Raw genomic sequence first — 26,427 nt, 5'->3', positions numbered from 1 at the left:
GTAATCAAGAACTGTTGCAGCGCGGAGCGACTTCAAAACTGAGGAAATCCTTGGCGAGGATGGTGTTCGAAAAGATCGCTTGAGCTTCTCGTAGCAGGTCATTTGGGGTGACCGGATTGCCTGGCGCATAGCGGGGACTGAGGTGGGTCAATACGAGTTTCCCGACGCCGGCTTCGGCAGCTGTTTGGGCCGCCATGGTGCTGGTGGAGTGCTGCTTCTGATAAGCCATTTCTGCTTCGCTATGGGCGAAGGTTGCTTCGTGGATCAGCAGGTCTGCGCCTGCGGCTAGCGAGACAGCAGCTTCTGAAAACACCGTATCGGTGCAGAACACGATGCTGGCGCCTGGGCGATCTGGTCCGCAGAAGTCCCGGCCATCCACCACGCGACCATCATCGAGGCTGACCTGTTCACCGCGCTTTAAGGCGGCATAGACGGGGCCTGGCGGGATACCGAGGCTTTGGGCTCGTTCAAGGTTGAAATGGCCTGGCTTGGGTTTTTGCTCCACGCGATAGGCGTAGGCCGGCACGCGATGAGTGAGCGGGGTGCAGCGCACCAGGATGTCTTTGTCTTCAAACACAATCAAGTTCTGCTCTGCTGCGTCTCGCACGCGATGAACCTTGAGGGGGTATCCGATCCTGGTGGAGCTATTGCGCAGCACGCCTTGCAGATAGCTTTCCAGTGGATCGGGGCCGTAGAGATCCACTCCGTTGCTGTTGCCGGATAGGCCGAGGCTGGCCAACAGACCCGGCAGGCCAAAAACATGGTCGCCATGCATGTGGCTAACGAACACTCGTCTGAGTTGAGACAGACGTAGATCGCTGCGCAGGAACTGATGCTGAGTGCCTTCTCCGCAATCAAACAGCCACAACTCAGCTCGTTGGGGCAGCCGCAGAGCCACGGCAGAAACATTGCGGGCTCTTGTTGGTACGCCCGAGCTCGTGCCGAGAAAGGTGACCTGCAAGGCCCTTACACACCCCAAAGACCATGCTGCCATGGCTTGGGGCCTGGCCTGGTTGTTGTGATCGGGGCACACTGAATGTCCTTGTTGAACATGTTGATTGGCTTTGCCCTCGCCGCTATGGGCTATGGGATTGGTCGGCGGGGTCACACTCACGGCCGTAAGCCCTGCTGCCCAGGTGATTGCTGTGCAGGAGCCAGTGATGCGGGTGCTGGTGCTGGAAGCATCAGCTCTGCGTCTGCGGGCTGATGCTGAGCAGCCTTTGCTTGTGGCAGGCCTGGGTTCGAGCGAGCAGAGGCTGAGGGCGCTTTCTGTTCGCAAGCAACGCGGTCAACTGCAGCTGACACTGGAGGGGCGATCGCGGCGATCGGTATCGCTTGCTTTGCAGCGTGAGCTCAGGGTTCGCAGTGCAGACCCACGCGGGATATGGCTGGGCAAGCGTCGCTATCGCGGTGAGTTGAGGGTTCGATCTGTTGCTGCAGGCTTGCAGGTGGTGAACCACCTGCGCGTGGAGGACTATCTAGCCAGTGTGGTGGGCAGTGAGATGCCGGAATCCTGGCCTCTGGCTGCACTGCAGGCCCAGGCGGTGGCCGCTCGCACCTATGCCCTTGCTCAACACAGCAAAGCAGGTGGTTTTGATCTCAAGGCCACCGTTGCCAGTCAGGTGTATCGCGGTGTGGAATCTGAAACCGCCAACACCCTGAAGGCGGTTGAAAGCACCCATTCGCTGGTTTTAGTGCATGGCGGCAAGTTGATCGATGCTGTTTTTCACAGCAGCTCTGGTGGGGCAACGGAAGCCAGCGGGGCGGTATGGAGCAAGCAGCTGCCTTATCTGGTCAGCGTGCCGGACCACGATCAACACAGCCCTGTGCATCAGTGGGACGTGTGGTTTGAGCCGCATCAGTTGCGTAGAGCGTTCCGCGAAACCGGGGGTGTAAGCAGCATTGATGTGTTGGGCACAACAGGCACGGGCAGAATTCGCCAGGCTCGTGTGCAGGGGCCTCGTGGTGATTTGCTGCTGAGCGGCAAGCAGCTGCGCCAGCGTTTGGGCTTGAAGAGCACCTTGGTGCGCTTTGAAATGCTTGCCTCGAAGTCAGCAAAGCCTGGCGCAGGCGTTGGCCGTCAGCGCTTTGTGCACAGCCTTGGAAAACGCAACTCTGCTGGGGCTGGCACGGTATTGATGGGGTCTTGGCGTGATGGCGCAACAGGCAAGAGCTTGTTTGCACCCAGCGTTGATGCCAATGCCAGTTTCATGGGCCTGACCCCGCCGCCGCCTGTGCCGCCTCTGCCGGTTCGCTCAACACGCCGTTCGCGCCATCAGCCGCTGATGTTGCTTGCTATGGGTCAAGGTTTTGGCCATGGCGTGGGCATGAGTCAGTGGGGTGCCCATGGCCTGGCGCAACGGGGTGCAGATTTCCGCCAAATCCTCAATCACTACTACCGAGGCGCAGAGATTGTTCCCTATCGGCAGTTACAGAATTCCTCTTTGGCCTTCCTGTGGCGCTCTCGCCAGCCTGGAAGAGTTGAGAGAATGGGAGACGCCTAATTGAACCTCTTGCGGCCTTCTGTCGCCTCTGAACAAGGGTTCGCGAGCACGATCACGGTGCGAGAGAACCTGCCAAGTCTGGTGGAAGCGGTTGTTGATGCACTGGAGGGGCATCTAAGGCAGCGGCTGGGGGAGCAGAGGCCGAAACCGCTTGGCTTGGCCACTGGCCGCACGATGGTGCCGATCTATGCCGAATTGGTGGCCCGTTTACAGCGTTGGCCAGCTGATGAGCTTGAGCATCTGCGGCGCAGCTGGTGCAGCTTCAATCTTGATGAGTATGTGGGTTTGGGGGCAGCTGATCGGCGCAGCTTTGCGGCCTATATGGCGCGTCATTTAGGCAAGCCGTTGCAATTGAGCCCGCAGCAGTTGCATCTTCCCGATGGCGAGGCGATCAATCCAGAGCAGCAGGCTGGCAGTTATGCCGCTCAATTGCAGAGTTTTGGTGGTGTTGGTGTGCAATTGCTGGGCTTAGGCAGCAATGGCCATGTGGGCTTCAATGAGCCGCCTTGTGGCCCAGAGGCGGCTTGCCGGGTGGTGTCGTTATCGCAGTCCACCCGGCAACAGAATGCTGCTGCTTTTGGTGGTGATCCCAGCCAGGTGCCATCTCAAGCACTCACACTTGGATTAAAAGAAATCCTCGCGGCAGATGAGATTCATCTGATTGTGACGGGTTCAGCCAAAGCAGAGATTCTCAAGGCGTTGTTTGATTCGCCATGCACGGATCAGTTGCCGGCAAGTTGGTTACGCAATCATGCTCGGGTTGCACTTTGGCTAGACCAAGCAGCTCTTAATGGAGAGAAAGTTCCTGAAGTAAATCTCAGTTAAAAGTTGATTTGTTTTTTTAGCTCTTGGCTTCTTGTAAGCAAGAAAATCATTCGTGATCGCAGACAATTAGTGATGTTGCAGCAGGACACTGCTGGCATAGTATTTTACCTTATTGAAGGCATCTATTTGAGCGAAGAGGTGTTAGGACATTGAATTTACGCACTGGCCTTGAATAAGGCTGATGCGCTATTGGGATATAATTGTAATTTCAAGATCTAAATATTAGATCAGATTATTGGAATAGTTGCATTCTTTAGAAAAAGAAGTAGTGTCATTTAGGTATAAAATTTTACTTGAACTGCAGTGATGCGTAGTAAATCTCTGCCGATTTCAGTCGCTGTGTTTTTGGCGGCTGCTACACCATCGATTGCTTTTGATGCCAGTCGAGCTCAGGTCGGTACAGCAGATTTTGCCACTAATGAAGACGAAGAGGTAGCAGAATTAGCTTTAGGTGCTAGCGAAAGCAATCCTTGCGCCATCGCAGGCATTGTTACGTTTAAGCCATGCGACGTGACTGTGAAGAAAGATATTCAATACAAGAAGATTCAAAGTTACAATGGCTTCCTAGGTACTGAATTTAAAGATAGTGTTACGGTGAATAGTGGCCAATTTCTTATTATTGATACTGGTGGCACCATTAGTCTCTATGGCAATGATGATATCATAACAAATAATGGAACAATTAATGGTGATATATTTCTGGCAGATGGAAATGATATTATAACAAATAATGGAACAATTACTGGCAATGTAAATATGGGCCCTGGAACTATAGATACTCTAACCAATGCCGGCGCGACAATTGCTGGCGATATAACAATGGGCGATGGAAAGAATAGCCTGGCCAATTACGCTGGCTCAACAATTACTGGCAATATAGATATGGGCGATGGAAATGATGAGTTGGATAATTACGACGGCTCAATAATTAAAGGCAATATAGACATGGGCGATGGAGATGACAGTACATTGAACAAAAAAGGTTCAACAATTACTGGTGATATAGCAATGGGCGCTGGAAATGACAAAATTTATAATCACAACGGCTCAATAATTGATGGCAATGGCACTATAAAAATGGGCGATGGAAATGATAGGCTAACCAACAATGAAAATTCTACGATTGCAGCAAACAGCATCCAAATGGGTAATCAGAAAGATATATTTACGAACTCTGGAAAGATTACTGGTAAAACGATTTACATGGGGGCTCAAAATGATACCTTTACTAATGATGAGGATGGAGACATAGGCCTGGAAGGCAATATTTATTTAGGCATGAATGATGATGAATTGGTTAATTATGGAACGATTAATGCTGGCGGTATTGCTATGAGCGCAGACAACGATACTAATACGGTGGTAAATACGTTGATAAATTATAGCTCCGCTACGATTACACTGGCTGGAACACTTTCTGGCAGTCCAGGAGCCGATAGTATTACTAATACTGGCACGATTACCGCAGACAGCATTGCAATGGGGGATGGCAGTAATATGTTGACAAATAAGGGTGGCTCTACGATTACGCTCACTGGCAACCTCTCTGGCGGTTCAGGAGTCGATAGCATTACTAATGCGGGATCTACGTTATCTGCTTCTGATATTGATCTCGGGGCTGCTAACGATACTCTTTCTAATACTAATGCTGGAACGATTATAGTCACAAACATTAAAATGCGAGGTGGCGCAGATGAAATTAAAAACTATGGAGAGATTACTACTGTAGAAAATATTCAAATGGCTGGTGGCGCTGATACTTTGATTAACTATAAAGCTGGAACGATTACTTCCAAAAAGATTGCCATGGGCAATGGGGATGATGTTCTTAAAAACAAAGGAACATTAAATGTGGACTCTATTTCACTTGGCTCAGGCAATGATGTCATTTATGTTGACTCTCCAATTAATGCAAGAAAAGATGACGGTACTGTGACAATCGATGGTGGTAGTGATCTTGGAGATATTGATGTTGTTAGGTTTGGTGCGGATGGTGGAAAGGGAACGATTGATGGCAGTCATTATATTAATTTTGAGAAGGCTGTTCAGGAAGGTGGCACGTGGAATTATGACAAGGATTTTAGCCACATCCCGCAGTTTGTTGTTCGAGGCGGTGTGATGCAGGCAACTGATGATATCCCGGCCACATTTAAAAATCTAACGCTTAAAGGCGGTACGATTCAGACTGATATCCATGACCACGACGGGGCTTCATACCCTGCCCCTATCAAGGTGGCAGGTAGCTTTATTTATGAGACTGGCTCTTTAGTGATTAGCGCGGAGAAAATAACCAACCCTACTGGCACATTTAACATTATTGATGTTGTAGGAAGTGAAACTGAGATCAGCAAACTTGCTAGCAACACTATTCTTAGATATGGAGAGCAAGAATCTGCTTCCTTCACTGGCCTAGGCAAGGAGAATGAACTTACAGAACCTGCTTTGAGAGATGTCTATCTCGAGAAAGGATCGCTTTTGCTGGTAGTAGAGGATAAGACTAAAGATGAAATAACAGACCCGTTAGACCCAGGCAATTCAGGCGGCGGATCAATCGATGAGCTGTTGCCAGGTTGCGACGGTGACGAGGATCTCTGTGACATCATTGCCGATCACCCTGATGATGATGATGCAGCGGATGAAGATGAAGATATAGCTGGAAATATTGTTGACGAGATTCTTCTGCCAATCAATGATTCAGATGATGATGTTGCTCTGCCATTAATTGACTATGGCCAGCTAGCTCGCCTTGTTGTTTCTGGATTGATACCACGCAATGTGGATGGCCCTGGTCAATCAATGGCCACTTACAACAATCTGCTGGTTGATACAGTTTTTGAACGCCTGCCATTGCGTCAGTTCCAGGGGGTTGAGCAACCGATTGAACAGTCGCCTTTTGTAGAGGAAGAGTCTGTTGAGGAGATGCAACCGCAACAAGCAGAACCAGTGCGTGGCTTGTGGATGAAGAGCGCAGCTGTCGATGAACAGCAAGCGCTTGATTACCTCGAACAGGAAGCCAGCAAGATCACTGTTGCGCAGGCTTCTGGATCTGAGAGCGCATCTGTTGATGGCGAAACCGTGATCACCATCGATGGCATTGATTATGTCGATCGTGATTCACTCACCACCGATTATTCCGAACGCGATGGCATGCGTGCTTGGTTCCGTGGTTTTGGCGGCAGCTCATCATTCTCTAAGAGCAGCACTATTTACAACGGTTATGACATCAGTCATGGCGGAGGGGTTGTTGGAGTGGATGTTTCGATTGCTAAGAACATCCAACTTGGTGCATATGCCAATTATGGCCAGATCAACCTCTCTCAAAATTCATCCGACACTGGCGGTGGATCCTGGAATCCATCGGGTTGGGGTGGTGGCATTACCGCCGATTGGTGGGCGGATAACTTCTATATTCAGGGACTACTGGGCGGCACCGGTTTCTCTGGTGATCAGAAGCGTGACATTGTTGCCATTGCTGATGGCTGGGGTTCATCAACATCAACTGGAGATAAGAGTTCCACCTCTTATGTGGGTGCAGTTCGCTTAGGAGCTCCATTTGATCTTGGTAGCGTTCTGCTTGAGCCTCAGTTCAGTGCCGTTTGGACGCGTAACGACGAGAACTCCTTCTCTGAATCTTCATCTCATTCCAGGCTTAATCTTAAGTATCACAGCCGCACCACCAACTATTTTCAAACAGATCTTGGTGTGAAGCTGGCTTATCCACTGAAGTCTGGTGATCAGGGATTGGTGGTTCCCAGTCTTAAGGTTGCCTGGTTGAGGGATTGGGATCAAAACAACGCAGCCCAGAAGATCGGCTACACATTCACTGATGACACAGTGTCAGTTGAATCGAATCACGAAAGCCAGAACGGCCTGCTTGTCGAAGCTGGAGTGGATTACACGATCAATAATTTCGGAACAACTTCATTCAAGGTGTATGGTCGTGGAGGCCTTGAGTTCTGGGATGCAAACCGCGGAACCGATTGGCGTGCCTCTGGTGGTGTCACCTTCCAGTTCTAAGCATCACGCTTCAGCTTTCAACTGAAACCGCTGGTGTCGTAATCACGACCTCAGCGGTTTTTTAGTCGTCCTATCCCATGGTTTTCTTTTACAGTCTTGATGGCGTTGCTGATGCCTCAGTCATCTCGACATTTTGTCTTGCTAGCTCTCCAGGTTTGAGCTGATGTGATGCACATCGTCGAGTTCATCAAGTGCATCCAGCAATTGCAGGCATTGGTCTTCGCTTTTTTTATCTGCTTGGCTGATCGTGGTGAGTGGTCGCCAGCAGTGTTCCCATCCCTCAACAATCCAGCCTTGATCCTTGAGGCCAGCCTGCAGGACTTCTAAAGCTTGAAACGGGCCATAGACCACAGCGCCATCGTCGATCAATTGATAGCCATCAGCCTCAAGTTCCAGCAGGCTTTCCAGTAGTGCATCTTCTGAAACCTTGCCCCCATCTTGGGCAGACTGCGCACTCAAATACACTTCGCTGCGTTGCTCAAACAAGTAGGCCACGCAGCCGCTTTCGCCGAGCTTGCCGCTGTGTTTATTGAAGGTGAGGCGTAGGTCTGCGGCCGTGCGATTGCGGTTGTCGGTGAGCGCTTCGATCAGTACCGCGACGCCACCGGGTCCGTAGCCTTCATAACGGATGGCTTCCAATTGGCATGCGCCGTTTTGGTCGTGGCCGGAGCCTTTTGCAATCGCGCGCTCAATATTGGCCGCAGGCATTCTTGCGGCTTTGGCTTTGTTGATTGCGGTGCGCAGTTGAAAATTACCGTTTGGGTCTCCGCCGCTTCTTGCTGCCACACTGATCTCGCGTGCCAGACGGGTGAACACAGCTCCTCGCTTGGCATCCACCACCGCTTTGCTGCGTTTGATTTGAGACCATTTGCTATGGCCGGCCATGGCGGAGGCTGATTAGGTTATGGCTTGACCATCAACGCTAGTGGCGTTCGGGTTGAACGACAGTGTTGGAATCATCCCCGTGCGTTGAACACAACTTTTGGCTTCACTGTTGCGTTGTCTTCCCAGTAGGCCATTCCGGCGACTTCGCCTCTGCAGTCGATTACCACGAGCATGGGCTTGTTTTTACTTGGATCGGTTTGGTTTGGAGCAGTTTGGTTTGGATCAGATTCTTGCTGATCAGAGGCCAGAGGTTTGGGTGCTGGTTGGCATTGATCTTGATGGGCGGTAATGCGGCGCCCGCAGCTCCAGCTCTCCTGTTCCTCTTCGTTGAGTTGCAGTCTTGGTAGGTGTGCAAGGGCCGTGAGTGGAGGTAACACAGCAGGCGGAGTCGTTAGGGCTAGATTGTCTCGATCGGGTAGTGGTACGGCTTGTTGCTCGTGAAACCCCAGTGCCTGGGTTCGCTTTAACCACCCCAGACAAGCGCCGCAGCCAATTAATTCGCCTAGATCTCGTGCGAGAGAGCGAATGTATGTGCCTGATGAGCAATGCACGTTGAAGTCGATTTGGCCCAGTTGTTGGTTCCAGTTGAGTAGCTGCAAGCGATCAATCGTGATCGTTCGCGCTGGAATCTCCATCGTTTCTCCCCTGCGGGCACGTGCATGAGCGCGTTCCCCTTGCACATGCACGGCTGAAACTTGCGGTGGCCGTTGCTGAATCCTGCCGCGAAACGGCTCGAGATAGGCCTCGATCTCTGCTGTGTTCAATTCGGGCCAGGCTTGCTTGGAGATCAGATCCCCTTGTTGATCGTCGCTACTGGTGCGTTGGCCCAGTTGGATGCTGCCGCGATAGCTCTTGGCGCCGGGTAGATAGGGCAGCAGCCTGGTGGCATGCCCTATGGCGATGGGCAAAACTCCTGTTACGGCAGGATCAAGCGTGCCGCCGTGGCCCACGCGCTTGATGCCAAACACGCGCCGCATTCGGCTCACACAGTCGTGGGAGGTGAGGCCAGCAGGCTTGTCGATCACCACAAAGCCGAAGGGCACAGTCACCTGATCAGAAGCGTTCAGTTTGTGACTGCTGCTGCCCGCATTGTCTGCAAAGGCTGAGATTGCTCAGCTGGAGGCAACCACACTGATGCGCTTGCGGTTGCGCAGGCTGCGGCGAATGCTTTCGAAGGTCACCACACCATCGGTTAGAGCGAAGAGGGTGTCGTCTTTTCCCTGGCCAACGTTCACCCCTGGCAACACTGAGGTGCCGCGTTGGCGAATCAGGATCGACCCTGCTGTAACGGTTTCGCCGCCATAGGCCTTCACGCCAAGACGCTTGGAATTTGAATCGCGGCCGTTGCGTGTGGAGCCTGTGCCTTTCTTATGAGCCATGGTGATTTAAGCGGGATTGAGAGCAGTGTATGGAGGGGGTGGTTAGCTGAGTGCTTTGCCGTCTATTGAAATGGATTGAACCATCACTCGCGTGAGTTCTTGGCGGTGTCCATTTTTGCGTCTTGTCTTCTTCTTGGGGCGCATTTTGTAGACGATGATCTTGGGGCCACGGCGGTGGTCCATCACCTTCAGTTCCACGCTGGCGCCCTTCACGTAAGGCTGGCCAACTGTGGCGTCATTCTTGCCATCCTTGATCAGCAGTACCTTCTCAAGGGTGACGGTGTCATCAACAGCCGCTTGCAGACGGTCTAGGTCGTAGTAACGGTTGGGTTGCAACCAAAACTGCTGGCCAGAGGCCTCAACGATGGCGTATGAATCACTTAGGTCTTTAGCTTCAGCTTTGGCTGCAGCGGCTTTTGGCTTTGCAGCGGGTTTCTCGGCCATGGGTGCTTTAAGACGCGTTCAGGCTCGGAATCTGCAGAGCTGGGCTGATAAGCGCCGCACCACTTTGACCGATTTGGCCTGACTCGCAATCGAGAGTCAAACAAAGATCTTCCCGCGTTTAGGCGCCTTTAGTCAAGATTGAACGCTGATCCCTGAGCGTCAAAACCTCGGAGCGAAGCCGACTTTGATCATTGCTTCTCTTGCGGCGCAACACACCAGCATTCTTTGATGTTTGCTGTGATTGGTGTTTTGCCAGCCCTGCTCTGCCTGAGGATGTTGTGCTCGCAGGCCTAGAGAGTCTCTGATCAGCTTGTTGCAGCCTCAGTTGTCTTGAGGAGAGGTTTTCGTTGATGCAGAGATCGATGCATGAGTGATTTTCGAGATTCTTGCGCTGTTCCCCTGGCCCTAGATCGCGAGTTGATCGGCATTGTTTGTTGTTTGATCGATCACCTAGGTTGTGGAGATACATATGGATCTCATTGACGCTTTCTGGCAACAGTTCAGACTTGAGTTGCATGAGAGAGAGTCATCGCCGGACGTTCTGTTCGCATTGCTCGATCTAGCAAAACACCTTTGGGTGATGCTTCAACACTCGCTTTCCGCAGAAGTACCCCTTTTGTTGATATCAATCAGTTTCGATTTAGAAGATGCTTCTGAGATGCAATTATGAGCCCAAGAAAAACCTACATCCTCAAGTTGTACGTAGCAGGGAATACCCCTAATTCGATGCGGGCGCTTAAAACTCTGCGCGACATCCTCGAGAATGAGTTCCGTGGCGTGTATGCGCTCAAGGTGATCGATGTGCTCAAGAATCCTCAGCTTGCAGAGGAAGACAAAATTCTGGCGACACCAACCTTGGCCAAGATCCTGCCGCCACCGGTGCGCAGAATCATTGGTGACCTCTCAGATCGCGAACGGGTTTTGATTGGTCTTGACCTCCTCTATGACGAGATCTATGACGAGATTCCTGAGGAGATGCTCGGCTCAGCGGAGCTCGATACGTTGGCAGACGATGACATTGCGTCGCCAGATTCTTAAGGCTCGCGGTGCAGCGCTTTGTTCCAGAGCTAATTCTCTCTAGCGTTTGAGTAGAACGTCCTAGCTATGCAGTCTTTTAGTGCCGGTGGCTCCTCCCAGATGCAGGTGCAGAAGCTGCCTACTGGGATCGAAGGTTTTGATGACATCTGTCATGGCGGCTTGCCGACGGGGCGTAGCACGCTGATCAGTGGCACGTCGGGTACAGGCAAGACAGTTTTTTCACTTCATTTTTTACACAACGGAATTAGCCAGTTCGATGAGCCTGGAATCTTCGTGACCTTTGAAGAGTCTCCATCAGATATTTTGCGAAATTCCGTCAGCTTTGGTTGGAATCTTCAAGAGATGGTGGAGCAGGATAAATTATTCATACTCGATGCTTCACCCGATCCTGATGGTCAGGATGTTGCAGGCAGCTTTGACCTTTCAGGGTTAATTGAAAGGATTAATTATGCCATTGTTAAATATAAAGCGAAACGGGTGGCAATCGATTCAATGACAGCCGTTTTCCAACAGTACGACGCAATTTCTGTAGTGCGTAGGGAAATCTTTCGCTTGATTGCACGTCTTAAGGTGATTGGCGTTACCACCGTAATGACCACAGAACGGATTGATGAATATGGCCCAATTGCACGCTATGGGGTAGAGGAGTTTGTCTCCGACAACGTCGTCATCCTACGCAATGTTCTTGAGACTGAGAAGCGTCGACGTACCGTTGAGATTCTCAAGTTACGTGGCACAACTCACATGAAGGGTGAGTTCCCATTCACCATGGGCACCCAAGGCGTCAGCGTCTTTCCTTTAGGCGCAATGCGGCTTACGCAGCGTTCCTCCAACGTGCGGATTAGTTCTGGTGTTCCTCATCTTGATGAGATGTGTGGCGGAGGTTTCTTCAAGGATTCGATCATTCTTGTTACTGGTGCAACGGGCACTGGTAAAACCCTTTTGGTGTCGAAGTTTATTGAGGATGCTTTCCGAAATAAGGAACGCGCGGTTTTGTTTGCCTATGAGGAGTCGCGAGCCCAACTTCTGCGTAATGCCACCAGTTGGGGGATTGATTTTGAAGAGATGGAAAGTGAAGGCCTGTTGAAGATTATTTGTGCTTATCCAGAGTCGACTGGTCTGGAAGATCATCTGGAGATTATTAAAACGGAGATTGGACAATTCAAGCCATCGAGGATGGCGATTGATTCACTTTCGGCCCTTGCACGTGGCGTGAGCCTCAACGCCTTTAGGCAGTTTGTGATTGGAGTAACAGGCTATGCAAAGCAGGAGGAAATAGCGGGATTCTTTACCAATACCGCTGAAGAGTTTATGGGAAGTCATTCGATTACCGACTCCCATATCTCCACAATCACAGATACTATTCTGCTGCTTCAGTATGTGGAGATCCGCGGCGAGATGGCCAGAGCTGTGAATGTATTCAAGATGCGTGGCTCATGGCACGACAAGAGAATTCGTGAGTATGTTATTACTGATAATGGCCCACAGATTAAAGACTCATTCTCTAACTTCGAACGGATCTTCAGTGGTGCTCCTCATCGTATTGCTGACGACGAACGCGCTTAATGTTCCTTCGATGTAAGGGCCTTAAAGCCAATGTTTGATTCAGTTTATTGGCTAAATTAGAGTTCTAAACCTTGTTCTTGTTGCCGAGTTGTTCGTACTGATTGCACGATAAGCTCGTCGGCATCTGTTTGCTCAAGAGGTAGATCAAACCAAAAGGTTGTGCCAAGCTCAACCTCACTGGCCATTCGTATTTGGCCGCCATGCTTTTCGATGATGCCGCGCACGATTGATAGTCCAAGACCGGTGCCGGCTTCTGTATGCACGGCATTTTCCACACGATAGAAGCGGTCAAAAATATGTTGTTGGTCATCCTGATTGATGCCATGGCCTGTGTCCGAAACTTCTACGCGGAGCTTGGGGAGTGGTGAGAAAAATTCGCAATGTGGTGCTGATTTGCTGCTCTCGATTGGAGACATTTTGCAGCTATCAGGCCATGTGTAGGCTCGCACCATCAGGCTTCCACCAGCACGACTAAACTTGAGCCCATTGCCGACTAAATTGTCGAGCACTTGGAGTAATAGATCCCAATTTCCCAGGATTGTTGGTAGCTCATCATCTGTATTGAACTCAATATGAATCTGCTTGTCATCTGCATTAAGCCGATAGTTGCGTAGGGTTTGCTCGATGGCAGGGCGAAGATCCATGGGCTCGAACTGCACGGTCCGTCCGGATTCCAATCGCGAAAGGTCAAGTACATCATTAACGAGTCGAGCCAGCCTATCGGTTTCGGAATTAGCAACACCTAAGAATTCTTTCTTTTCTTCTTCGCTGAGTTGATCACCGAGATCATGCAGTGTTTCTACATAGCTTTTGATATTGAACAGTGGTGTTCTAAGTTCATGTGAAACGTTGCTAATGAAGCGGCTTTGGGCTGCATTGAGCTCCACTTCTCTTGTGAGGTCCTGCACTGTGATTGCGATGCCTTTAAGGGTTTCACCGCTTTGATCACGTACTGACTGCAACACGATGCGAAGTGTGCGTGATGGTTCTTCAAGACTGCAACGCAGATCGTTACTTTCACCGATATTGCGCAGCAGAGATTGAAGTGGGTCATGCAGTTCGTTTGCGATGATCTCTGGTAACTCATTGAGCAGTTCCTGGCCCTCAAGATTTCGACCTTCCCAGCGAAATAGCCGCCGTGCTGTTGGGTTGGCCAGCACGATTTTTCCAACTTCATCGAGCAGTAAAGCGCCATCGGCCATCGTGGCAATCAGCGATTGCTGCTTCACTTGGGCGGCAGTGAGCTCTTCAATATTGGCGGCGTCATAGGCCTCCAGTTGGGAGGCCATGGCGTTGAAGCCATTCAGGAGTTCTCCCAGTTCTCCTCCCATCGGTAGAGCGATTCGAGCTTCGAAATTGCCGGAAGCAATGGCCCTTACACCACGCAGCAGCTCCTTCACAGGCTGCGTGATCGTTAGAGCATTGAAAACGGCGCCGAGAATTACAAGCACCCAGATGGAGATGAAGACGGCAATCGTCACCTGTCGCGTGAGAGCCGCGCTGGCAAGAGCTGTGTCGTTGGGGTTGACCCCCAGAGCCAGTGTCCCCAAATAATCACCTTTCCACACCAGTGGAACGAAGACATCGGTGAGTTGACCTTGAGGGGTGAGGTGCTGGCGAATCAGTGCGTTTTCTGGTCGTGATGGCAGCTCGGCTGGCAGTTCCAAGCGATGGTTGAGTTGCAGATCGTTATCACCGCTGACAGGGGAAGCACTAATGGGGATTCCCAGATAGATCAAGCCATCTGGGTCGGCGAAGAAGATGTAACGAAGGCTGCGCGAGCGCCAGAATTGTTCGGCAACAGTTGCCAGTTCCCTGTCACGTCCTTGGGCGACAAGTTCAGTGACGTTTCCGGAAAGGAGGAGTCCTAGATCCCTGGCGTAACGCGTGTCATTCATCCCTGCATCCCTTTGGATGCCGTTGAGGACGAAGAAGGTGACGCCTGTCATCAGCAGGCTTACCACCAGTGTGGCGATTGCCAACAACTTGGTTTGCAGGCTGAATTCTGCCCACCAGAGATAGATGCGTTCCCCCCAGCCGGGTGGCTCTGGTGGGGGTTGGCCATCTCCTGGGGGAGCCCACTCTGCGATGGCTTGCGAAGTACTGCTGGCCATCAACCCATTCAGCGTCTCTTCACCCTAGGACTGGCGCACTTGGTGACCGATGTCCCGGCGGTAAGTGATCCCTTCGAAATACACCTGATCAAGACCTTGGTAGGCGTTTGAGAAGGCCTGATCAAAATCGTTTGCTTGAGCCACAACCGCCAACACTCTGCCGCCATTGGTCAGTTGATCTCCCTCTTCAGTGCAGCGGGTGCCAGCATGGAAAAGCTGTAGGGATGGGCCTGGCTGCAGCTGAATGTTGAGGCGGTCACCCTTGCGGGGTGCATTGGGGTAGCCCGCTGCTGCTGCCACGACACATGCACTGCAGCAGTCCTCGATCAATAGCTCTGGTGCTTGATCGAGGCAACCAAGTGCACAAGCCTGCAGAACTTTTGCCAGCTCTGGACCCATCAGTGGCATGAGGGTCTGGCATTCGGGATCGCCGAAGCGACAGTTGAATTCAATCACCTGCGGCCCAGAGGGGGTGAGCATCAATCCGGCATAGATGACACCTCGATAGTCGATGCCTCGCTGCTTCAGGGTCGCCAGGGTTGGCTCAAGGACAACCCTGCGCACAAGGTCGAGTCCTGCTGCATCAAGCAGGGGAGCCGGGGCATAAGCCCCCATGCCCCCGGTGTTAGGGCCTCTGTCGCCGTCCTCTAGACGTTTGTGATCCTGAGCAGGGGGCAGCAATAACAAGTGCTCGCCATCGCAGAGTGCGAAGACGGATACTTCTGGCCCCTCTAGTCGCTCTTCAAGCACCAATTGGCAACCGGCAGCTCCGAATCGGCCGCTGAAGACCTCCTGGATTGCTTCAGCAGTTGTTTCAATACTGTCGGCCACGCAGACCCCTTTGCCTGCTGCTAAACCATCGGCCTTAACAACCAAGGGTTGTTGCACTTGATTCAGCACGCTCAGAGCTTCTGCTGCTGTGCTCACTGTCCAGTGTTTTGCCGTTGGCACGCCGGCTTCAGCCATCAGGGTTTTGGACCAGGCTTTGCTGGCTTCCAGCTGGGCACCCTCAGCCCCTGGCCCAAAAACAGCTAGCCCGGCCTCGCGCAGTCCGTCAGCCACGCCAGCGGCCAGTGGAGCTTCCGGTCCTACCACCACTAGATCGATCTGAAGCGACTGGCAGGCATCAATCAGGCCATTGACGTCGGTTTCTGCGATCGCCAGGCAACCACAGCCCTGATGCTCTTTTGTGCCCCCATTCCCTGGTGTGACCCAGACGTCTTCTATGCCGGAACAGCGTCGTAGTGCCCATGCAAGGGCATTTTCACGCCCACCACTGCCAACCACAAGCAGCCGTTCCAAAGGGGGAAAGGGATGGGGACGGGTGCTGGACATGGCCATAGGAACAAGCAGGGACGGGGAAGACCCCTAGGTTTGAGCAGGTCGGATCTCGTCAGAGGAATCCGTTGCCCTCTTCCATCTTTGTTGAACGACTCAACTCCATGGGGATTCATTCGCTGCCGCTGACTGTGCTGCTGCTGGCTGCCGTTAATCAGGCTGCGCCTCTTAATTCTGCGCCTGGCCCCCGTGCTCCCGCTAGGGAGCCCATGGCTGAACTGGTCTATCGGCAAGTGTTGCTTGATGGGGCGATACCAGAGCTCAAAACAGCTTGTGCGGACGCAGCCCTGTTTGGCTTCAACTTGCGTCTGCAGGAACTTCGTAATCGCCTGATTGACATTGCTCCTGCACCTCAACCCTTTGAGGTTGTGATTGCCAATGCTGAAGCACTGATGGTCTGCAAGGCTCCAGCTAGCACGCAGACGGTGCTCAGTCGTATCAGCCCAGCGCCAGGCAGTCAGCGTCGCGCTTGGTTGCTGCTCTCCTGGCAGGCGGCCAACGCATCTTTGGATCATGCTCAGGCGGCCCTTGCTCTGCGACGCCTGGCAAATGGCGATCTCACGTCCTTGAATTTTGAGCAGCTCACCGTTGGCTATGGAGACGATGGCCTCCCTCTGACTCGCGCTGCTCTTGATCTCTTGGTGGAACATGAGCTTTCCCTGGATCGTTCGGCTGAGGCTGTCATGGTGCTGTTGGCTGGCCGTGAGCGTGGCGCATTGGGGGCCCGCCGTCTTGCTCTGGCCGCTGAGTTGCTTCAAGGTCTAGGCAACGATCAGCACTCAACACTGTTGGAATCAGCTCTTGACCAGGCGGCTGCAGATCAAGCTTGGGGGCTGGCAGAAGACTTGCTGCGATTGCAATTGAAGTTCGATTTAGCAGCGGGTGGTGACGGCTTAAAGCCCCGACAACGTCTAGAGCGTCTCGCTAATCGCCTCGATGACCGCTACACCCTGTGGGAGTTGGTTCGGGGGGATCTAGATCAGCAGGATGCTGCAACTCTGCTAGAGCAAGAGCTGCGCTCGCCGCGTCAGCCTGGCGGCCATGCTGCTGTTGAAGCGCATCAAAGTGCGCCTCCTGTTTCAGTTCCATCAGAATTCAAATGACGCCAGATCACGGCCCTCTGCTCTATGAGGGCAAGGCCAAAAGGGTCTTCGCTGCGGATCAGCCTGATCGTGTGTTGGTGGAGTTCAAGAATGACGCCACGGCGTTTAATGCACTCAAACGGGCTGCACTCGAGGGCAAGGGGCGACTGAACTGTCAGATCTCGGCACGACTGTTCGAGATGCTTGAGCGCGAGGGTGTGCCCACCCACTACCTCGGCCTGGCCGCCGAAACCTGGATGCTTGTTCAGCATGTTGATGTGATTCCCCTAGAGGTTGTGATTCGCAACGTGGCGACTGGATCGCTTTGTCAACAAACGCCGATTGCGGCTGGTACTGAGCTTTCGCCCGCTTTGTTGGACCTCTACTACAAGGACGACAATTTGGGAGATCCCTTGCTGAGCGAATCAAGGCTGCAGCTGCTTGGATTGATCAGTTCGCAGCAGCGTTTAGAGATCGAACAGTTGGCCCGTCGGGTGAATCAGCTGTTGCTGTCATTTTTTGAGAGCTTGGATCTGTTGTTGGTGGACTTCAAGCTCGAACTTGGACTCAACAGTGCAGGCACTCTGCTGGTGGCGGATGAAATCAGTCCTGATACCTGCAGGCTTTGGGACCATCGAAATAGCGACCCCCAGGCCCGCATCCTGGATAAGGATCGCTTCCGCCAGGACCTTGGTGGAGTGATTGAAGCCTACGGGGAGATCCTCAAACGGGTCCAAGGGGTATGAGCTAATCCCTTCAACTGCAGGTAATGTCAGCGCACATTTGGCGGCTTTGTAGCCGGATTCTTATCACCTATGGCCAGCTTCCTATCTAGCGGACCCTCGGATGCCTTGCGGCGAGGTGCATTTGGCCTGGTTCTGACCTTGCCGCTTCTTGCTGCTCCTGCGCGTGCTCAGACACCCGAGCAGGACACTCAGCCCCCAGCTACGGAGATCTTGGTTGCCGATGATGTGCAGGTGGAGGAGGTGGCCACTCCTGAAGGCGTCGTCGAGGAAAGCCTGGAGGTCGAGCAGATTCAGGTTACCCCTGCTGAGCAGCAAGAGCTGCCTCTCAACGCATCTGAACAGCTGCCTGAGGAGCCTCGTGTCTTGATCACCGAGGTGATCATCGAAGGGATTGCAGGCCATCCGGAGCAAGAGCGTGTAGAACTCGCCGCTTATGACGCCATGGTTGTGCGTCCCGGTAGTCGTGTGACTCGAAATGAGCTCAAACGTGATCTCGATGCGATTTACGCCACGGGCTGGTTTTCTGATGTGCGCATTGAGCCGAGTGACGGCCCTTTAGGGGTTCAGCTCGTGGTGCAGGTGCAGCCCAATCCATTGCTCACCAAAGTGGAACTTGATCCACCTGATGTTGAGCTTTCTGAATCTGTGATTGAGGAAACATTCAGCCCCGACTACGGCAGGACTCTCAATCTCAATGAACTGCAGGCTCGTATGAAGGAGTTGCAGCAGTGGTACGCAAATGAGGGCTATTCCCTGGCTCGAGTCACCGGGCCCACGCGCGTTTCTCCAGAGGGAGTGGTGCAGCTCAAGGTGATCCAGGGCACGGTGGCAGGGGTGGAAGTGCAGTTCCTCAATAAGGAAGGTGATTCCACCGATGAGAAGGGTGAGCCAATTAATGGCAAGACCAAGCCCTGGGTGATTACACGAGAGATATCAATCAAGCCTGGCGAAGCTTTTAATCGAAATCAGCTTGAGGCTGATATTAAGCGTCTCTATGGCACATCTCTTTTCAGTGATGTCAAAGTCACCTTGAAACCGGTTGCTGGTGAACCTGGCAATGTGACAATCATTCTTGGCATTGTTGAGCAGTCCACCGGTTCGTTGTCAGGTGGGCTGGGTTATAGCCAGAGTCAGGGTGTCTTTGGCCAGATACAACTTCAGGACAGCAATCTTTTTGGTCGTGCCTGGAATATGGCATTGAACATTACTTACGGTCAGTATGGAGGCTTGGGAAGCATTACATTTACCGATCCATGGATCAAGGGTGACCCTCACCGAACGTCATTCCGCACCTCTTTATTCCTAAGTCGTGAGGTGCCTCAAGTTTTTCAGAGCCAAAATAATGGCAATATTCGCACTGTTGAAGATTACTATGATGGCAATTCAAGCTACGCTTATCAAATTAATAAGGATGACAACCCTGCTGACAGCAAGTTTAATTCCGTGTCAAAGGCTGAGAATGAATATCCACAGTACAGCTGGTTTGACTATGAGGGCAACTCTGTTGCGTTGCAAAGAATTGGTGGCAATATAATTTTTGCAAGGCCTCTAAATGGAGGCGACCCTTATAAGAAGGCGCCATGGAATGTCTTGGCTGGTTTGAACATTCAAAAGGTTCGACCGATCAACTTCTCAGGCGATAGCCGTCCTTATGGCGTCGCAAATGATGACATTAAGAATGGCCGTGTGCCTGATGATGATGTGATTTGTATCGCGTTTGACTGTGCAGATGAAAACAATCTTCTTGGTGTAAGGGTCGCGGCTACTTATAATAATTTGAATGACCCTCGCAATCCAACTTCTGGCAACTTCTTTAGTTTCGGCACTGAGCAATTTGTATCTGTTGGGGAGCATTCACCGACCTTTAACCGTCTTCGGACTAGCTATACACATTTCATTCCAGTTAATTGGTTGAAACTTGCCAAGGGCTGCCGTCCTAAGCCAGGGGAACCGGAAAATTGTCCTCAGGCCCTTGCTTTTCAGGTTAAGGCAGGCACGGTTTTAGGCGATTTACCTCCTTATGAAGCTTTCTGTCTTGGTGGATCTAATTCCGTAAGAGGTTGGAGTGATTGTGATTTATCTGTAGGACGAAGCTTTGTTGAAGCGACGATTGAATATCGATTCCCGATTTGGAATATCGTCTCTGGTGAGGTTTTCGTTGATGGCGGTACTGATTTAGGTTCCCAAGAGAATGTTCCTGGTAAACCAGGCAAACTTCTCGACAAGCCTGGTTCTGGTTTTTCGATCGGTTCTGGTCTGATTGTTACCACTCCAGTAGGGCCATTGCGCCTTGAGGTGGCAACACAGGATTTCACGGATGAGTGGCGCTTTAATCTCGGGGTTGGCTGGAAGTTCTAGTGGCTTTTTGGCCTACCAGTTATGACCGTGCTTGGACCCTAGCCGGAGCTGTCTCAAGACGAGGGATTGGTCTTCATGGTGGGGAGGTCGCCGAAGTGCGTTTACAGCCTTCGGCGCAAGTTGGCTTCCATGTCTCCTGGCTGGACAACAGCGACCCACCAGTCACTTTGGGGCCACATCAGGTTCGCGATAGTCAGCTTTGCACCACTTTGGAACTGGGCGAACGCCATTTAGGCACGGTGGAACATCTACTGGCGGCCTTGGCTGGCTGTGGCTTGACCCATGTGGAGATCCAGGTTGGTGGTGAGGAAATACCGCTTCTTGATGGTTCAGCTCTGGGCTGGGTGGAGGCGATAGCAGAGGTGGGCCTTACTCCTGCTGCAACCCCTCGTGCCGATCCTCTCGTGCTTGAGCGTGCTTTGGTGTGTCATCGCGGTAGCAGTGTGATCACAGCTACACCTGCCGAGCGCTTCAATGTTGTTGGTGTGATTGATTTCCCACAAGCTGCTATTGGTCATCAGATGCTGGCGATTGAGCTCACTCCAGAGGGGTTTACTGAACAGATTGCTCCGGCGAGAACATTTGGGTTTCGCGAACAGGTGGATCAGCTCTTGGCGGCGGGCCTCATCCAGGGGGGTGCCCTCGACAATGCCTTGGTTTGTGATGGTGATCACTGGTTGAATCCTCCACTGCGATTTGCTGATGAACCAGTGCGCCATAAGCTCTTGGACTTGATCGGAGACCTTGCACTTGTGGGATTCCCTCAGGCTCAGGTTCTCGTCTATCGGGGGTCCCATGGACTCCATAACGATCTGGCGAATGCTCTCCTTGCCGTCTGTCCTGTGACTGTCTCTTGACCGATCCCTCTCCTAATACTGCTGTGTTGACAAGTGAGCAGATCATGGGGCTGCTGCCTCATCGTTATCCGTTTGCTCTGGTTGATCGTGTTGTGCTCCATGAACCTGGCCAGCGGGCTGTTGCGATCAAAAATGTGACCCTCAATGAACCTCAGTTCCAGGGTCATTTCCCTGGCCGTCCTTTGATGCCTGGAGTCTTGATTGTTGAGGCGATGGCCCAGGTGGGTGGTTTGATCGTGGCCCAGATGCCCGATCTGCCCAAGGGGTTATTCGTGTTTGCAGGTATCGATGCAGTTCGTTTTCGCCGTCCGGTGGTGCCAGGAGATCAGCTCACGATTAGCTGCGAGCTGCTTAGCTTGAAGCGGCAGCGCTTTGGCAAAGTCAGGGGGGAAGCCAGGGTGGAGGGCCAGCTGGTTTGCTCTGGTGAGTTGATGTTTTCCTTGGTGGACTGAGGATCATGAGCGAGGTGGGCAAACTCTCAGCGATCACTGCCGAAAAAAAGGCTCAGGTTCACCCTGCGGCTGTGGTGGATCCTCGTGCTGAGCTCGCTTCCGGTGTCATTGTTGGGCCGGGAGCAGTGATTGGACCTGAAGTGAAGATTGGTCCTGATACCTGGATTGGTCCCCATGTGGTGCTCGATGGCCGTTTGACCCTTGGCGCCAATAACCGGGTTTTCCCCGGCGCCTGCCTTGGTCTTGAGCCACAGGACCTCAAGTATCGCGGTGCCCCCACAGAGGTGGTGATTGGCGATGCAAACACAATTAGGGAATGCGTCACCATCAACCGGGCCACGGAGGAAGGTGAACAGACCAAGATCGGTGATCAAAACTTGTTGATGGCCTATTGCCACCTTGGTCACAACTGTGAGCTGGGCAATGGGATTGTGATGTCGAATGGCATTCAAGTGGCTGGTCATGTCGTGGTCGAAGACCGGGCCGTGATCGGCGGCTGCTTAGGAATTCACCAATTCGTTCACATTGGCAGTCTTGCCATGGTTGGAGGTATGACAAGGGTTGATCGTGATGTACCCCCGTACTGCCTCGCCGAAGGGCATCCAGGTCGATTGAGGGGCCTTAATCGCGTTGGCCTGCGGCGCAGTGGTCTGAAGACTCAAGAGGGAGGAGAGCTTGGCCAGTTGCAGGAGATTTGGAATCTGCTGTTTCGATCTGACCATGTCTTTGTTGAGGGGTTGCGGCTTGCTCGACAAGAGCAGTTGATGCCAGCGGCTGCACACCTCTGTGCCTTTCTCGAGGCCTCGATTGAGAAGGGACGTCGCGGTCCTATGCCCGCGATGTCTTTGAGTCGCTGATGGTGCGCCTGCTGATCAGCACTGGCGAGGTCTCTGGTGATTTGCAGGGAAGTCTCTTGATTCAAGCTCTCCAAAGGGAGGTTGAACGGCGTTCCTTACCGCTTGAGTTGATGGCCCTTGGAGGTCCCCGCATGCAGGCTTCTGGTGCAGAACTGCTTGCTGATACGGCTCCGATGGGTGCGATTGGACTTTGGGAGGCCCTGCCTCTGGTGCTCCCTACTTTGCGACTTCAGTCTCGGGTGGATCACGTGCTCAAGCAGCGACCACCCGATGCCGTGGTGCTGATCGATTACATGGGGGCCAACGTGCGTTTGGGGCACAAGTTGCGGCGCTGGTTTCCCAGGGTGCCGATCATTTACTACATCGCTCCTCAGGAATGGGCTTGGCGTTTTGGCGATGGCGGCACCACTCAGCTGCTGAGTTTCACCGACAGAATTTTGGCGATCTTTCCGGTTGAAGCTGAGTTCTATTCCCAGCGGGGAGCAAAGGTGACTTGGGTCGGTCATCCATTACTCGATACGGTGAGTGTGTTACCTGATCGTCAGCAGGCGCGTGAGCGGCTTGGCTTGAAGCCTGGCCAAAGATTGTTGTTGCTTTTACCGGCTTCCCGGCAACAGGAACTTCGTTACTTGATGCCCACTCTCGCCAAGGCAGCAGCTTTGCTTCAGCAGCGTGACCCATCCCTTCAGGTGATTGTTCCTGCAGGATTAGCAAGTTTTGAGATGTCTTTGCAGGAGGCTCTTGATGCAGCGGCAGTTCGAGGGCGAGTGCTTTCGGCTCAGCAGGCCGATGAACTCAAACCAATGCTTTATGCGGCGGCGGATCTTGCCCTCGGTAAATCAGGCACCGTCAATATGGAGCTGGCCTTGCGTGGTGTTCCCCAGGTGGTGGGCTACAAGGTGAGTCGGATCACAGCATTTGTGGCTCGACACTTTTTGCGCTTTCGGGTGGACCATATCTCGCCGGTGAATCTGTTGCTGAAGGAACGGCTTGTGCCGGAATTACTACAGGATGAGTTGACTGCAGAAGCACTTGTGCAGGCAGCTATCCCTTTATTGGAGGATCCTGCCCAGCGCAATGAGATGCTCGAGGGCTATCGGCGATTGCAGCAGACGCTTGGCGTTCCAGGTGTTACCGATAGGGCAGCCAAGGAAATCCTTGATTTAACCAAGACATGAAGACAACGTTTCGACCTTTGAGGAGATGGTGGATTGCCATCTTTCTCTGTGTTGCCTTACTTGGCTTGCCGCTTCAAGTTTTGGCGTCAGTCGAGGAAGCCGTTTTTGCCGGGGGCTGCTTCTGGTGTCTTGAGCATGATCTGGAGGGATTAACCGGTGTGATTTCTGCTGAGAGTGGTTACACAGGTGGTGATTTGCCTCGCCCCACTTATCGCCAGGTGAGCTCTAAGACCACAGGTCATCAAGAGGCCGTACGGGTGCGATTTGATGCCGCTCAAATCAGCTATGCAGAGCTATTACGCAGCTATTGGCGCAATGTTGACCCGCTTGATGGAGATGGCCAATTTTGTGATCAAGGTGACTCTTATCGACCTGTGATCTTCACCCGAGATGACCAGCAGGCCAGCGAGGCTCGTGAGAGTGCTGATGCTGCGGCTGTGGAGCTGGCCCATCCCATGAGCAATCTGAGAGTTGAGATCAAACCTTTAATTGAATTCTGGCTGGCTGAGGATTACCACCAGAATTACGCAGAGCTCAATAGCATCAAATACAACTTCTATCGATACAGCTGTGGTCGCGACCGCCGGCTAGATCAGCTATGGGGTGACAGAGCACGAACCGGCTTGCCATGGCAGCGCCCAGATCAAGCAAATCTAAGGAAAAAATAAAATCAGGATGACCTATGGAATCGGGTAGTTCGCAGTGAAGATGCGGGTTTCCACCCATCCCTTCTGCTGAAAAAGCTGCTTAACATCTACTGGAGATTTAAGTAGGAGATGTATGTATCTGCTGACCGTTAAGGATGGACTAGTGACTCGGCATGTTGGCCCGTATCCTTCTCCGAAGCAGGCTTCCGATGACTTGGAAAGGGTTTTGGAATCTTTTTCTGAACGAGCACGTTGGCAGATTCATGCGTTGGAATCCCCCAAGACCCTTTCGCTTTCAGAGAGGATTCATGCCAGGAATGGGGCGATGAATGCTGCCGCCTCATGAGTTAGACGGTCTTTCCTTCTCCCTCTGGCTTTGATGCTCAAAGCTTCTTTGATCAGATCACTATGGAATACCAGGTCAATGACTGTCGTCAGTCAAGCCAGCTCAATATCCCGCATCAAAATCAAGGGCCCCGATTCTGATCAAGCAAGCGAAAACTCTTTGCTGATCAATCTTCTGGATAGGTTGCTAGCTCTAGGTATGAGCATTGCCAACCCTGCGCGACCTTGAGCGATCAACGGTCTACTCGTGTTGTGATTCCTTCTTCAGCTGGTTTTTCGCTGAGTTGAATGCAAAGCCTCTTGACTCAAGACTGACTACAAATCCAATTCACCAAAGTGCGAACCCCGTAGCCGGTGGCACCAGATGGATTGAGGCCATGGCCCTTTTCAGACCAGACCGTTCCGGCGATGTCGATGTGGGCCCATGGGATGGAGGCTTCAACAAACTCTTTGAGGAAAAGGGCCGCGGTAATTGATCCGCCAGGACGAGGCCCTGTGTTCTTGAGGTCAGCGAGGTTGGATTTGAGACCCTCTCGATAGGAGCTTGGCAATGGCATGCGCCACAGGCCTTCTCCGGCCGCCTCGGCGGCAGCGGTTAGGCCCTCAGCCAGGGGATCATTAGCTGTCCAAAGGCCAGCGATCTCTTCTCCAAGTGCGATAACGCAAGCCCCTGTAAGGGTTGCTAAATCCACGATTGCGTCTGGTTCAAGTCCGCAGGTATATACCAGTGCATCGGCAAGGGTCAGACGGCCTTCGGCATCGGTGTTGTTGATCTCGATGGTGGTGCCGTTAGAGGCCCGCACGATGTCTCCTGGATGGACAGCGGATCCATTCACCATGTTTTCGCAGGCTGCAACGATCACATGCACTTCCACTCCCTTGGGTCGCAGTTCTGCAATCGCTCGGGCGGCTCCAAGTACAGCTGCGCTGCCGCCCATATCGAACTTCATCAGATCGATCTGGGCAGCTCCAACTTTGAGGTTGTATCCACCGGAATCGAAGGTCAGTCCCTTGCCTACAAGGGCCAGTCGTCGTTGAACTGGTCCTTGGGGGCGATAGGTGAGGTGAATGAATTTTGGCTCCAGATCAGAACCTTGAGAGACTGCTAGGTAGGCACCCATTTCCCGTTCGGCGCAGTCAGACCGCTCCAGCACAGTGCACTCAAGGCCGTGTTCGTGGGCAAGTTGAATCGCTGTTTGGGCGAGGGCCGCAGGGGTAAGACTGTTGGCAGGAGCCGCAACCAGCTGCCTTGCTAGCTCCACTCCCGCACAGGTGGGGTGAACGGCTTGAAGATCTTTGCCGGCTGAGTCGGGCAGACCAATGAGCTCCAGTTTTGTTGGCGTAGAGCGGGGCTCAGGAGCACTGCGAAAGCGGAGGTCTTTATAGAGGGAAAGGCGAACGGCTTCTGCGACGGCCCTTGCGACAGATGCCGCATCTAAGGGCTCCCAGGGGAGCATCATCCCCAGGGTTCCACTGCATCCGAGGCTTGCTTTCGCTCCCAGGGCAGCGGCCTTGCGAAGGTCGTCAAGCCTGATGTTCTGGGGTTCTCCGAGCCCTACGAGCACCAGCAGGTTTGGCTTGTTTTGGAGCAGTTGAACGGTGGCGATTTCTCCAGTTTTGCCTTTGAACATCTGCTTCTCAAGGCTCTGCATCAGAGAGCCTTTGCAGAGTGTTTCCAGCTCGTTTAAACGTTCCTCCATCTTTCCCTCAAACATGCCCACCATGAGCACATCGCCAGTCCAGCTCTGCAAGGTTGCTGGAAAAAGGCAAATCTCCATGGGATGTTTATGAGGTG

24 protein-coding genes are annotated in these 26,427 nt (G+C 52.6%); 15 read left to right on the top strand and 9 right to left on the bottom strand.

Features of this window, described 5'->3' with window-relative positions; all coding sequences use genetic code 11:
• Positions 1 to 4 precede the first annotated feature (4 nt).
• Positions 5 to 961 carry a ribonuclease Z gene (gene rnz / locus SIB66_RS06745; protein WP_041385149.1) on the bottom strand — a complete coding sequence of 319 codons (957 nt, stop codon included), beginning with the start codon at positions 959 to 961 and terminating at the stop codon, positions 5 to 7.
• Between the two features lie 124 nt (positions 962 to 1,085).
• On the opposite strand from rnz, the gene SIB66_RS06740 reads away from it, so the two are divergent.
• The 3 genes from SIB66_RS06740 (at position 1,086) to SIB66_RS06730 (ending at position 7,346) form a co-directional block, all read left to right on the top strand.
• Entirely contained in the window at positions 1,086 to 2,504 is a 1,419-nt protein-coding gene (locus SIB66_RS06740) for a SpoIID/LytB domain-containing protein (RefSeq protein WP_063406419.1), read from the top strand.
• A complete protein-coding gene (locus tag SIB66_RS06735) occupies positions 2,505 to 3,329 on the top strand; it encodes a glucosamine-6-phosphate deaminase (protein WP_063406418.1) in 825 nt (274 codons plus the stop codon). It begins immediately after the preceding gene.
• Positions 3,330 to 3,635: 306 nt separating this feature from the next.
• Positions 3,636 to 7,346, top strand: a complete 3,711-nt coding sequence (locus SIB66_RS06730) for an autotransporter domain-containing protein (protein WP_063421575.1) — start codon at positions 3,636 to 3,638, stop codon at positions 7,344 to 7,346.
• Positions 7,347 to 7,487: 141 nt separating this feature from the next.
• Here the strand turns inward: SIB66_RS06730 and SIB66_RS06725 are convergent, their stop codons facing one another.
• The 5 genes from SIB66_RS06725 to SIB66_RS06705 all read right to left on the bottom strand — a co-directional run bounded on the left by SIB66_RS06725 (position 7,488) and on the right by SIB66_RS06705 (position 10,571).
• On the bottom strand, positions 7,488 to 8,231 hold the full coding sequence (locus tag SIB66_RS06725) for a YebC/PmpR family DNA-binding transcriptional regulator (RefSeq protein ID WP_063406416.1): 744 nt from the start codon (positions 8,229 to 8,231) through the stop codon (positions 7,488 to 7,490).
• 71 nt (positions 8,232 to 8,302) lie between these two features.
• Positions 8,303 to 9,280 carry a tRNA pseudouridine(55) synthase TruB gene (gene truB, locus SIB66_RS06720; RefSeq protein ID WP_063421577.1) on the bottom strand — a complete coding sequence of 326 codons (978 nt, stop codon included), beginning with the start codon at positions 9,278 to 9,280 and terminating at the stop codon, positions 8,303 to 8,305.
• Between the two features lie 63 nt (positions 9,281 to 9,343).
• On the bottom strand, positions 9,344 to 9,610 hold the full coding sequence (gene rpmA, locus SIB66_RS06715) for a 50S ribosomal protein L27 (protein ID WP_011825214.1): 267 nt from the start codon (positions 9,608 to 9,610) through the stop codon (positions 9,344 to 9,346).
• Positions 9,611 to 9,652: 42 nt separating this feature from the next.
• On the bottom strand, positions 9,653 to 10,054 hold the full coding sequence (gene rplU, locus SIB66_RS06710; protein WP_063406414.1) for a 50S ribosomal protein L21: 402 nt from the start codon (positions 10,052 to 10,054) through the stop codon (positions 9,653 to 9,655).
• 118 nt (positions 10,055 to 10,172) lie between these two features.
• The gene (locus tag SIB66_RS06705; protein WP_236070257.1) at positions 10,173 to 10,571 is read right to left on the bottom strand and encodes a hypothetical protein; all 399 of its coding nucleotides are present in this window, start codon (positions 10,569 to 10,571) and stop codon (positions 10,173 to 10,175) included.
• Here SIB66_RS06705 and SIB66_RS06700 point away from each other — a divergent pair.
• From SIB66_RS06700 to kaiC, 3 genes are all read left to right on the top strand, one after another.
• Positions 10,524 to 10,724: a hypothetical protein gene (locus SIB66_RS06700; RefSeq protein WP_063406412.1), complete on the top strand. Its 201-nt coding sequence runs from the start codon at positions 10,524 to 10,526 to the stop codon at positions 10,722 to 10,724. The genes SIB66_RS06705 and SIB66_RS06700 overlap by 48 nt on opposite strands.
• Complete coding sequence (kaiB, locus tag SIB66_RS06695; RefSeq protein ID WP_063396291.1) at positions 10,721 to 11,092, top strand: circadian clock protein KaiB; 372 nt, start codon at positions 10,721 to 10,723, stop codon at positions 11,090 to 11,092. The genes SIB66_RS06700 and kaiB overlap by 4 nt, the downstream gene beginning before the upstream one ends.
• Before the next feature lie 66 nt (positions 11,093 to 11,158).
• Positions 11,159 to 12,658, top strand: a complete 1,500-nt coding sequence (gene kaiC / locus SIB66_RS06690) for a circadian clock protein KaiC (protein ID WP_063406411.1) — start codon at positions 11,159 to 11,161, stop codon at positions 12,656 to 12,658.
• Between the two features lie 56 nt (positions 12,659 to 12,714).
• On the opposite strand, the gene SIB66_RS06685 is transcribed toward kaiC, so the two are convergent.
• Both SIB66_RS06685 and purD read right to left on the bottom strand, forming a co-directional pair.
• On the bottom strand, positions 12,715 to 14,772 hold the full coding sequence (locus SIB66_RS06685) for an ATP-binding protein (protein WP_063406410.1): 2,058 nt from the start codon (positions 14,770 to 14,772) through the stop codon (positions 12,715 to 12,717).
• A gap of 24 nt (positions 14,773 to 14,796) precedes the next feature.
• Complete coding sequence (gene purD, locus SIB66_RS06680) at positions 14,797 to 16,113, bottom strand: phosphoribosylamine--glycine ligase (RefSeq protein ID WP_063406409.1); 1,317 nt, start codon at positions 16,111 to 16,113, stop codon at positions 14,797 to 14,799.
• Positions 16,114 to 16,214: 101 nt separating this feature from the next.
• Between purD and SIB66_RS06675 the strand changes: the two genes are divergently transcribed.
• From SIB66_RS06675 to SIB66_RS06635, 9 genes are all read left to right on the top strand, one after another.
• A complete protein-coding gene (locus SIB66_RS06675; RefSeq protein ID WP_063421579.1) occupies positions 16,215 to 17,213 on the top strand; it encodes a hypothetical protein in 999 nt (332 codons plus the stop codon).
• Positions 17,210 to 17,938, top strand: coding sequence for a phosphoribosylaminoimidazolesuccinocarboxamide synthase (gene purC, locus SIB66_RS06670; RefSeq protein WP_063406407.1), 729 nt, complete (start codon positions 17,210 to 17,212; stop codon positions 17,936 to 17,938). The genes SIB66_RS06675 and purC overlap by 4 nt, the downstream gene beginning before the upstream one ends.
• 69 nt (positions 17,939 to 18,007) lie before the next feature.
• Positions 18,008 to 20,296, top strand: a complete 2,289-nt coding sequence (locus SIB66_RS06665; RefSeq protein ID WP_063406406.1) for a BamA/TamA family outer membrane protein — start codon at positions 18,008 to 18,010, stop codon at positions 20,294 to 20,296.
• The gene (lpxC, locus tag SIB66_RS06660) at positions 20,296 to 21,153 is read left to right on the top strand and encodes a UDP-3-O-acyl-N-acetylglucosamine deacetylase (RefSeq protein WP_063406405.1); all 858 of its coding nucleotides are present in this window, start codon (positions 20,296 to 20,298) and stop codon (positions 21,151 to 21,153) included. The genes SIB66_RS06665 and lpxC overlap by 1 nt, the downstream gene beginning before the upstream one ends.
• On the top strand, positions 21,150 to 21,605 hold the full coding sequence (gene fabZ / locus SIB66_RS06655) for a 3-hydroxyacyl-ACP dehydratase FabZ (protein WP_197459805.1): 456 nt from the start codon (positions 21,150 to 21,152) through the stop codon (positions 21,603 to 21,605). Before lpxC ends, fabZ begins: the two co-directional genes overlap by 4 nt.
• A gap of 5 nt (positions 21,606 to 21,610) precedes the next feature.
• Positions 21,611 to 22,462 carry an acyl-ACP--UDP-N-acetylglucosamine O-acyltransferase gene (gene lpxA / locus SIB66_RS06650; RefSeq protein ID WP_063406404.1) on the top strand — a complete coding sequence of 284 codons (852 nt, stop codon included), beginning with the start codon at positions 21,611 to 21,613 and terminating at the stop codon, positions 22,460 to 22,462.
• Positions 22,462 to 23,640: a lipid-A-disaccharide synthase gene (gene lpxB, locus SIB66_RS06645; protein WP_063406403.1), complete on the top strand. Its 1,179-nt coding sequence runs from the start codon at positions 22,462 to 22,464 to the stop codon at positions 23,638 to 23,640. The genes lpxA and lpxB overlap by 1 nt, the downstream gene beginning before the upstream one ends.
• On the top strand, positions 23,637 to 24,308 hold the full coding sequence (msrA, locus tag SIB66_RS06640) for a peptide-methionine (S)-S-oxide reductase MsrA (RefSeq protein ID WP_063406402.1): 672 nt from the start codon (positions 23,637 to 23,639) through the stop codon (positions 24,306 to 24,308). Before lpxB ends, msrA begins: the two co-directional genes overlap by 4 nt.
• 112 nt (positions 24,309 to 24,420) lie before the next feature.
• Complete coding sequence (locus SIB66_RS06635; protein WP_063406401.1) at positions 24,421 to 24,633, top strand: hypothetical protein; 213 nt, start codon at positions 24,421 to 24,423, stop codon at positions 24,631 to 24,633.
• 304 nt (positions 24,634 to 24,937) lie between these two features.
• Here the strand turns inward: SIB66_RS06635 and SIB66_RS06630 are convergent, their stop codons facing one another.
• A complete protein-coding gene (locus SIB66_RS06630) occupies positions 24,938 to 26,410 on the bottom strand; it encodes a leucyl aminopeptidase (protein WP_063406570.1) in 1,473 nt (490 codons plus the stop codon).
• Positions 26,411 to 26,427: the final 17 nt, after the last annotated feature.

This window comes from Prochlorococcus sp. MIT 1318 (assembly GCF_047304505.1).
GTDB classification, from domain to species: Bacteria; Cyanobacteriota; Cyanobacteriia; order PCC-6307; family Cyanobiaceae; genus Prochlorococcus; species Prochlorococcus marinus_D.
This window is presented reverse-complemented; position numbering and strand designations above follow the sequence as displayed.

Coding starts and splice junctions, on each gene's coding strand:
- SIB66_RS06740 (WP_063406419.1), top strand. CDS start 1,086: ATGGGATTGGTCGGCGGGGTCACACTCACGGCCGTAAGCCCTGCTGCC.
- SIB66_RS06730 (WP_063421575.1), top strand. CDS start 3,636: ATGCGTAGTAAATCTCTGCCGATTTCAGTCGCTGTGTTTTTGGCGGCT.
- SIB66_RS06725 (WP_063406416.1), bottom strand. CDS start 8,231: ATGGCCGGCCATAGCAAATGGTCTCAAATCAAACGCAGCAAAGCGGTG.
- rpmA (WP_011825214.1), bottom strand. CDS start 9,610: ATGGCTCATAAGAAAGGCACAGGCTCCACACGCAACGGCCGCGATTCA.
- rplU (WP_063406414.1), bottom strand. CDS start 10,054: ATGGCCGAGAAACCCGCTGCAAAGCCAAAAGCCGCTGCAGCCAAAGCT.
- SIB66_RS06700 (WP_063406412.1), top strand. CDS start 10,524: ATGGATCTCATTGACGCTTTCTGGCAACAGTTCAGACTTGAGTTGCAT.
- SIB66_RS06705 (WP_236070257.1), bottom strand. CDS start 10,571: ATGCAACTCAAGTCTGAACTGTTGCCAGAAAGCGTCAATGAGATCCAT.
- kaiB (WP_063396291.1), top strand. CDS start 10,721: ATGAGCCCAAGAAAAACCTACATCCTCAAGTTGTACGTAGCAGGGAAT.
- kaiC (WP_063406411.1), top strand. CDS start 11,159: ATGCAGTCTTTTAGTGCCGGTGGCTCCTCCCAGATGCAGGTGCAGAAG.
- SIB66_RS06685 (WP_063406410.1), bottom strand. CDS start 14,772: ATGGCCAGCAGTACTTCGCAAGCCATCGCAGAGTGGGCTCCCCCAGGA.
- purD (WP_063406409.1), bottom strand. CDS start 16,113: ATGGCCATGTCCAGCACCCGTCCCCATCCCTTTCCCCCTTTGGAACGG.
- SIB66_RS06675 (WP_063421579.1), top strand. CDS start 16,215: ATGGGGATTCATTCGCTGCCGCTGACTGTGCTGCTGCTGGCTGCCGTT.
- purC (WP_063406407.1), top strand. CDS start 17,210: ATGACGCCAGATCACGGCCCTCTGCTCTATGAGGGCAAGGCCAAAAGG.
- SIB66_RS06665 (WP_063406406.1), top strand. CDS start 18,008: ATGGCCAGCTTCCTATCTAGCGGACCCTCGGATGCCTTGCGGCGAGGT.
- lpxA (WP_063406404.1), top strand. CDS start 21,611: ATGAGCGAGGTGGGCAAACTCTCAGCGATCACTGCCGAAAAAAAGGCT.
- lpxB (WP_063406403.1), top strand. CDS start 22,462: ATGGTGCGCCTGCTGATCAGCACTGGCGAGGTCTCTGGTGATTTGCAG.
- msrA (WP_063406402.1), top strand. CDS start 23,637: ATGAAGACAACGTTTCGACCTTTGAGGAGATGGTGGATTGCCATCTTT.
- SIB66_RS06635 (WP_063406401.1), top strand. CDS start 24,421: ATGTATCTGCTGACCGTTAAGGATGGACTAGTGACTCGGCATGTTGGC.
- SIB66_RS06630 (WP_063406570.1), bottom strand. CDS start 26,410: ATGGAGATTTGCCTTTTTCCAGCAACCTTGCAGAGCTGGACTGGCGAT.